General features: G+C 43.9%; 3 protein-coding genes. 2 read left to right on the forward strand and 1 reads right to left on the reverse strand.

Annotated elements, in window-relative coordinates; translation table 11 throughout:
* The first annotated feature begins 177 nt into the window (after nucleotides 1–177).
* A complete protein-coding gene (ffh, locus tag JUI58_RS01100) occupies nucleotides 178–1644 on the forward strand; it encodes a signal recognition particle protein (protein ID WP_204101898.1) in 1467 nt (488 codons plus the stop codon).
* Nucleotides 1645–1705: 61 nt separating this feature from the next.
* Here ffh and JUI58_RS01105 read toward each other — a convergent pair whose 3' ends face one another.
* A complete protein-coding gene (locus JUI58_RS01105; protein ID WP_204101899.1) occupies nucleotides 1706–1948 on the reverse strand; it encodes a hypothetical protein in 243 nt (80 codons plus the stop codon).
* A gap of 192 nt (nucleotides 1949–2140) precedes the next feature.
* Here JUI58_RS01105 and JUI58_RS01110 point away from each other — a divergent pair.
* Nucleotides 2141–2747: RNA-guided endonuclease TnpB family protein (locus JUI58_RS01110; RefSeq protein WP_204101900.1), on the forward strand; the 607-nt coding region annotated here is incomplete at its 3' end.

The raw sequence follows: 2747 nt of genomic DNA on the forward strand, positions 1-2747 counted from the left end.
GTAGGGGTTTGGTCTCCAAACCCAAAGATTCTGATAAAAGCATCCAATTGTAGGGGTTTGGTCTCCAAACCCAAAGATTCTGATAAAAGCATCCAATGGTAGGGGTTTGGTCTCCAAACCCAAGAATTCTGATAAAATCATCCAATAACCAACAACAAATAACCCAGAACAAATACTATGTTTGACACATTAGCCGATCGCCTCGACGACGCATGGAAGAAACTGCGCGGTCAAGATAAAATTTCCGAAGCCAATATTAAAGACGCAATTAAAGATGTTCGTCGCGCCCTCCTTTCCGCAGATGTTAACCTGCAAGTAGTTAAAGATTTCATCCAGGAAGTCGAGAAAAAAGCCCTCGGTGCCGATGTTATTTCTGGGGTTAACCCAGGACAGCAATTTATTCAAATTGTTCACGAAGAATTAGTACAAATTATGGGGGAAAGTAACGTCCCCCTCGCCCATGCAGAAACAGCCCCTACAGTTATTCTCATGGCGGGCTTGCAAGGAACCGGGAAAACCACCGCCACAGCAAAACTCGCCCTTTATCTCCGCAAGCAAAACCGCAATTGTTTACTGGTTGCTACAGATATTTATCGCCCTGCGGCGATCGATCAGTTAGTCACCCTCGGGGAACAAATTGATGTCCCCGTCTTTGAGTTAGGAACCGATGTCGATCCCGTAGAAATTGCCCGTCAAGGCTTAGAAAAAGGCAAAGAGATGGGAGTCGATACAATCATCATTGACACGGCGGGACGCTTGCAAATCGACCCAAAAATGATGGGAGAATTGGCTCAAATTAAAGAAACCGTGCAACCCCACGATACCCTTTTGGTGGTGGATGCGATGACGGGACAAGAAGCCGCCAGTTTAACCCGAACTTTTCACGAAGAGATCGGCATTACAGGGGCAATTCTCACTAAAATGGATGGAGATAGCCGAGGAGGTGCCGCCCTCTCCGTGCGCTGTATTTCCGGTCAACCGATTAAATTTATCGGGATGGGGGAAAAAGTCGAGGCTTTGGAACCCTTTTATCCCGATCGCCTCGCTTCCCGCATTCTCAATATGGGAGATATTCTCACTTTAGTCGAGAAGGCACAGGAACAGATTGATATTACCGATGCGGTCAAGATGCAGGAGAAAATCCTCGAAGCACGGTTTGACTTTGATGATTTTGTCAAACAGATGCGCTTGTTAAAAAATATGGGCTCCTTGGGGGGAATTATGAAGATGATTCCAGGTATGGGGAAATTGAGCGGCGATACCTTACAAAAAGGAGAGGATCAGCTTAAGCGCACGGAAGCGATGATTAATTCTATGACGAAAAAAGAACGCCAAGACCCAGATTTATTGGCCAAGTCCCCCAGTCGCCGCCGTCGTATCGCCAAGGGATCGGGACACCAAGAGAAAGATGTTTCTAATTTAGTGCGAGATTTCACAAAAATGCGAAATATGATGCAGCAAATGGGACAAGGACAAATGCCTGGGATGGGAATGCCTGGGATGCCTGGCATGGGAGGTATGGGAGGACTTGGGGACATGATGGGGGGAGGAATGCCTCGTCCCGGTTTTCGCGGTCATACTGGGGGAAGTAAGAAGAAAAGCGGTGGTAAGAAGAAGAAAAAGAAAGGTTTTGGTAATTTGTAGCGTTGAGAGTTGGTGGCGATCGCCTCTCGAAACAATGCAGACATAAGGCGATCGCCTGATCTTAAAATGAGAGGGGTTTGGTTAGATCGGCACAGAAGCGATCGCCAACAATTTGAGAATGGGTGTGAATGGGTTGACTGTGGCTTGTGCTGGTTGCAGGAAGAGATTTAAGGTGAAGAGATATCTTTTGGCAAACGAGGCGATCGCTGCCTGGAGTCAAGTATTCCCACGCATAAACAGTAGGATCGTTAGAGGTTGCTTGGCTGGGTGTAGCAGAGAAAACCACCAATAGGGCGATCGCCAAACCCAAAACAACAAAAACTAAATTTTTAGCATAATTTCCGAGAATCCCCCTTTTGTAATCTTTGATTCAAGAGGGGATGAATCGGATAAAAATTTGTGGTATCGAAACCAAATTTTTATGTAGCTTGTTTTTGCTTTTCACAGCTTATGTTATTATAATATATCTAAAGTAGAGAACAAATAACCGATAAAAATGCTGCAAGCAGTCAAAGTCCGATTATACCCAACTCTCACGCAAAAAGAGGCTTTATCTAAGTCTTTTGGCTGTGCGCGTTGGTATTGGAACTTTGCCCTTAACGCTTGTATTCAGCATTATAAGGAAACAGGAAAAACCTTAAAGTTGTCCGCATACAAGAGAATGCTCCCCCAGCTTAAGAAGGAATATCCTTGGTTAAAAACAGATTGTTATTCAGCCGTCCTGCAATGTGTTGCCATCAATCTGAACAAGGCTTATCAAAACTTTTTTAAAGGGAGGGCAAAATTGCCTAAATTCAAATTAAAACATCGTAAACAATCGATTCAATATCCTCAGAATGTAGAAATTGCTGGAAATTATTTAAAAGTACCAAAAATTGGTGAGATTAACAGTAAATTTCATCGTAAATTACCAGAAGGAAAATTAAAAACTGTTACCATTTCTCTCACCGCATCCGGTAAGTATTATGCCTCTCTATTGTTTGAAGTGGAAGGAGAAGCGGCAACACCTAGCACCGATGGAAAAGTAGCCGGAATCGACCTCGGAATCAAAGATTTTGCGATTGTTAATGATGGAGAAAAAACCGAAAAATATGCCAATCCTA

The sequence above is a fragment of the Spirulina sp. CCY15215 genome, from assembly GCF_016888125.1.
GTDB lineage: Bacteria > Cyanobacteriota > Cyanobacteriia > Cyanobacteriales > Spirulinaceae > CCY15215.